Source organism: Clostridioides sp. ZZV14-6345 (genome assembly GCF_020657775.1).
In the GTDB taxonomy this organism is placed as follows: domain Bacteria; phylum Bacillota; class Clostridia; order Peptostreptococcales; family Peptostreptococcaceae; genus Clostridioides; species Clostridioides difficile_D.
On sequence record NZ_JAGWCX010000117.1, the window covers coordinates 1 to 4877 of the forward strand.

A 4877-nucleotide genomic window follows, 5' to 3' on the forward strand; every position below is an offset into this window, starting at 1 on the left:
TAAGGTGTAAATAAAGATAAACTTCTATATGAGTTTAATTTGTGATTAATAAAATAAGGTTGTGAATAAAGTTATAGTTTTAGATGGGTGTAACCTGTGATTAGTAGAATACGATTATATATAAAATTATAGAGCTGTATAAGAAAATATTATAGATATATTAAATATTAGATAATAAATATTTATATAAATACACAAAAGAGAAGGCGATATGAAGTTAAATTTAATGACTTCATATCGTTTTTTATTTGAAATTTCTCTGTATCTAGAGTGTGATTTTTAATATTGAAATTTTATGTGATTAAGTCACAGATAAAAAGTAAGTATCCTGATATAATTCTTATAGATTAATAATATAGGGAGGTTATTATGTCTAATAAAAAAAAGAAGTATGCAAATATTTTAGAAAATGAGTGTGTAGCTTGTGGAAGCTGTATAAAAGCATGTCCAAGGGGTGCTATTTCAGTTCCCTATGGAACTAGTGCAAAAATTGATATAGACTTATGTGTTGGGTGTGGTATTTGTAAAAAGATATGTCCAGCATCTGTAATTGAGATTATAACAATATTAAAAGAGGAAGAAGGTAAGTGTCATGAATAATAAAAAACATTGGTATGACTATTTATGGATTTTTTCTTCAATATATTTGATATTGGGATTTGGAAATATTATTTTCGCTTGGATTGGATTAATTTGTTTCTTTGTTCCAATAATTATTTCTATTGTCAAGGGAAATAAAGCGTATTGTAATAAGTATTGTGGAAGAGGGCAACTGTTTAATTTGCTTGGAAATAAATTAAAGCTGTCAAGAAATAAAGATATTCCTAAATTTATTAGAAGTAAGTGGTTTAGATATGGTTTTTTGACATTTTTTATGGTGATGTTTGCCAACATGCTTTTTTCAACTTATTTAGTGTTTGAAGGTAGTAGAAATTTTAAAGAAGTAGTGACTTTGTTGTGGACTATAAAAATGCCTTGGCAATGGGCATATCATGGGACTTTAGTTTCACCTTGGGTGGTACAGTTTGCATTTGGTTTTTATAGTGTTATGCTTACATCAACTGTTCTTGGATTGATTACTATGATGTTGTTTAAACCTCGTTCATGGTGTGTTTATTGCCCTATGGGTACTATGACCCAGATGATATGTAAGGCAAAGAGTAAGTCTGTATAGATAGAGTTTGTGTGAAATAAACTTGTTTATACTTCTTTTTGATGATTTATTTTCTATCTTACTAGGTCTATATAAGTACACTATATGAAACGGTTATACTTTATCTATATAAATATAGTATAATTGTTTTATATAGTGTATTTTAAAATTCAACTATAAGTATTAGAGTATAAAAAGGAGATTCATATGATGAAACGAGATATTTACTCAGTACAGTTAGATTATATGTTAGCATAATGTACTGAGTAAAATGTTAAATTAATTTGCTAACAAATAGAACTGTACTGCTAAAAACTTTAGGTTTTATTAACTTGAAATGATTAATAATTATTACATTAAATTTTAAAAAATAAGGAAACATTTTATCTATAAAATTATTCTAAGTTAATAAAGTAAAATAAATAAGGATAGGTGTACAGCCTCTTATACTGTCAAAGAACGAAGTTTATCTTTATCCAATACTTTTATTCCACCACGAGATAAAGACACAATGCCTTCCCTAGCAAAATACTTTAACATTCTTGATACAACCTCTCTAGCACTACCCATATACTTAGCAATTTGCTCATGAGTCATATTTATAGTACTACTGCCATTTTTAGCTATCTCATCAATTAAAAAAGATGCCAAACGCTTATCAAAACTCATAAAGAGAATTTGTTGCATTGCCCACATAACATCAGAAAAACGTTCAGTAGCTAATCTATATGAAAATAACTCTGCATGAACATTTTCTGTAGATAATTTTGCAAAAACAGACGAACTAATCTGTATAATATCGCAGTCTGTTTCAGCATCTATATAGACATCAAAAGTTATTGTTTTTAGAATACAAGAAGCTGATAAAATACATACATCTCCATTATCAAGACGGAAGAGTGTAACCTCACGACCTTCATCTGAGAGTATGTATGTTCGTATTGTTCCAGACTTTATAATCAAGATACCAATACAGTCACTATCACCACAATGTATTGGATTTCCTTTTTTATAATGGGAGATGTTTGCTGAAGAGATTAATAAGTCTTTTTGCAAGTCAGTGAGTTCATCCCAAAAAGGCAAACTGTGTGTAAGTATATCAATATCATTTTGTGAAATCATACAATATCTCCTTTCTTAAGGTGTTATAATCCAATGATACAAGTGAATGGATAAAATAACAAGTAGTTTGTTAATAGGATTATTTAATCAGATATTAATAGTATGATTTTTGTAGAAAAAATATGATAATATCTATATTCTTTACTATTAATAAGAAAATTATATAAGCAGGGAAGTTAACTTAATCATTGGCAAAAGCTATTATAGTTAATAATAGGATATTGGAAAAATAATTAATAATGAGATATTGGAAAAAATGTAACGAATGTATACAAACTGAAAAGTATATTTTAAATAAATCATACTTAACTAACATAGAATATTAAAATTTATAAGGATAAATATAAGTTGGCAATGTATAGAAATAAAAGACAATATAGTTATGATAAATGACTTTATAAAGATAAGTATAAATTAGCAATCTTAATATGGGAAAATAATTATATATAAAAAACAAAGATAAGATTACTGTATTTTATTAGAAAGATTTAGCAATATGACACACTGTTGTCGTGTCATCTGATATATGATTAATAAATCAAACACAAAAGGAGAGATTTTTATATGCCAGATTTACTAAAAAACATGTTTAATCACGAGTCACTTCGTAAGGCTGCATTAGCTATCCAATCAGTTTACAGTTCATTTCAAGTGGACGAGTTCATAAACTCGACAATGGATGAAACCTGGAATAATTTAGAGTTAAAAGCCAGATGTCGAAAAATAAGTACGAATTTGGGAATGTATTTACCAAAAGACTACAAGGAAGCTCTTTCTATTCTTGAAAAATCAGTCAGGGGTTTTCCATTTGCTTTTTTCTTTCCAGATTTTGTTGAAGTTTATGGTCAGGATGACGTAAATTGGGATTTATCTATAAGTACATTAGAAAGAAATACTGAATATTGGTCTTCTGAATTTGCTGTGAGAGCATTTATCATAAAAGATGAAGAGCGTATGATGGCACAGATGCGTGAATGGTCTAAGCATAAAAACGAACATGTACGAAGACTTGCAAGTGAAGGCTGTCGTCCTCAGTTGCCATGGGGAAAAGCAATAGCCAAATTTAAAAAAGACCCTACACCTGTTTTGCCTATATTAGAGGAACTTAAAACAGATACATCGACATATGTACAAAAGAGTGTTGCTAATAATCTAAACGATATTTCAAAAACACATCCAGATTTAGTTACAAATATAGCAAAAGATTGGTATGGTAAAAACAAATCTACCAACTGGATTGTAAAGCATGGTTGCAGAACTCTACTAAAAAAAGGTAATCGTGAGGTATTGGCTCTTTTTGGATATGATGATACTACTTCGACAAATATTCAAGACTTTACCTTAGAAACAACGTCTATTTCTATTGGAGATGATTTAACTTTTTCATTTAAGATTTTGGCAAAAAAAGCGACAAAAATAAGGCTTGAATACGGAATTGATTATGTGAAATCCAGTGGAAAAAGGAATAGGAAGATATTTAAAATATCGGAAGTTTCATTAAAAGAAAATGAGAAAAAGTTATACATGAAAAAGCACTCATTTGCAGATGTAAGTGTAAGGAGACATTATCCAGGTATCCACTCGATTACTATTATTGTTAATGGGATAGAACAAGGTAAACTTAATTTTGAATTAGGTGTATAATTTTACTAACAGAATAATCTATATCAGATACTTTGCTAAACTTATATAATATATTTTACTAAATCTATATTAAGTAGTTTACTACTTGTTTACTGAATTTAAATACAAAGAAATACAGGTGCTAATCCCTGCCCATTAAAGGAATATGAGCATAACACAAAAGTAGAACTTATCAATTCTGTTACGGGTACAGTAAAATCCGTAGAATCACAATTAGCAGATGAAGTGTAAAAAATAAGTTACTGGTGATTTTAGTTGCTAGTGATATTGAATAGTTATACAATAGCCATATAAATTAGAATTTGTAGAGGAGAAATGTAAATGAATGTATATAGTTTTTGGAATGACACTTTGGCACAAGATGCTGTTAAGATAAGAAAATATTTTCATGAAGATGCTTATATTAATTGGCATGATACAAATGAGCATTTTACTTTAGAAGAATTTATCATTGCAAATTGTGAGTATCCTGATAAATGGGATGGTAAAGTAGAAAAGGTGCTAGAATTTGGAAATTTAGTAATTACAGTGACACATGTTTATGCAGTAAATAAACCACTATCATTTCATGTCGTTTCATTTATTAATCTTGAAGATGATAAGATTATTTCTATTGATGAATATTGGGGAGAGGATGACAATGTGCCACAGTGGAGATTAGATAAACATATAGGAAAGCCAATAAAATAACGTTTGTTCTGTTTTATAACTAGAATTTTGATAATATTTGATATTTTGATTTATGATTGGTCAACATAGTCGTTAGTGTAATAATTTAAAAGTGAGAATTTGGAGTGTGAACATTATGGAAGAAAAATATATCTTATCTGAACGAGGAAAAATATATTATTGGATAAAAGAAAGCAATAGTGTGCTTGCAAAGAACTTAATTTTTTTACCAGGACTAACAGCAAATCATCATCTTTTTGATTAAAAAATAGCTACGCACACTCGTGAC

Annotated in this window: 6 protein-coding genes; 5 read left to right on the forward strand and 1 reads right to left on the reverse strand. The window is 28.5% G+C overall.

Going from position 1 to position 4877, the window contains the following annotated elements; translation table 11 throughout:
- Positions 1 to 369 precede the first annotated feature (369 nt).
- Positions 370 to 600: a 4Fe-4S dicluster domain-containing protein gene (locus KGF39_RS18840; protein ID WP_107594627.1), complete on the forward strand. Its 231-nt coding sequence runs from the start codon at positions 370 to 372 to the stop codon at positions 598 to 600.
- The gene (locus KGF39_RS18845; protein ID WP_227823489.1) at positions 593 to 1174 is read left to right on the forward strand and encodes a 4Fe-4S binding protein; all 582 of its coding nucleotides are present in this window, start codon (positions 593 to 595) and stop codon (positions 1172 to 1174) included. The genes KGF39_RS18840 and KGF39_RS18845 overlap by 8 nt, the downstream gene beginning before the upstream one ends.
- 423 nt (positions 1175 to 1597) lie before the next feature.
- Here the strand turns inward: KGF39_RS18845 and KGF39_RS18850 are convergent, their stop codons facing one another.
- The gene (locus tag KGF39_RS18850; protein WP_227823490.1) at positions 1598 to 2275 is read right to left on the reverse strand and encodes a Crp/Fnr family transcriptional regulator; all 678 of its coding nucleotides are present in this window, start codon (positions 2273 to 2275) and stop codon (positions 1598 to 1600) included.
- 585 nt (positions 2276 to 2860) lie between these two features.
- Here KGF39_RS18850 and KGF39_RS18855 point away from each other — a divergent pair.
- From KGF39_RS18855 to KGF39_RS20010, 3 genes are all read left to right on the forward strand, one after another.
- Positions 2861 to 3919, forward strand: a complete 1059-nt coding sequence (locus KGF39_RS18855; protein WP_413927102.1) for a DNA alkylation repair protein — start codon at positions 2861 to 2863, stop codon at positions 3917 to 3919.
- 321 nt (positions 3920 to 4240) lie between these two features.
- Positions 4241 to 4609, forward strand: a complete 369-nt coding sequence (locus KGF39_RS18860; protein ID WP_054272565.1) for a nuclear transport factor 2 family protein — start codon at positions 4241 to 4243, stop codon at positions 4607 to 4609.
- Between the two features lie 115 nt (positions 4610 to 4724).
- The gene (locus KGF39_RS20010; RefSeq protein WP_255643647.1) at positions 4725 to 4853 is read left to right on the forward strand and encodes a hypothetical protein; all 129 of its coding nucleotides are present in this window, start codon (positions 4725 to 4727) and stop codon (positions 4851 to 4853) included.
- Positions 4854 to 4877: the final 24 nt, after the last annotated feature.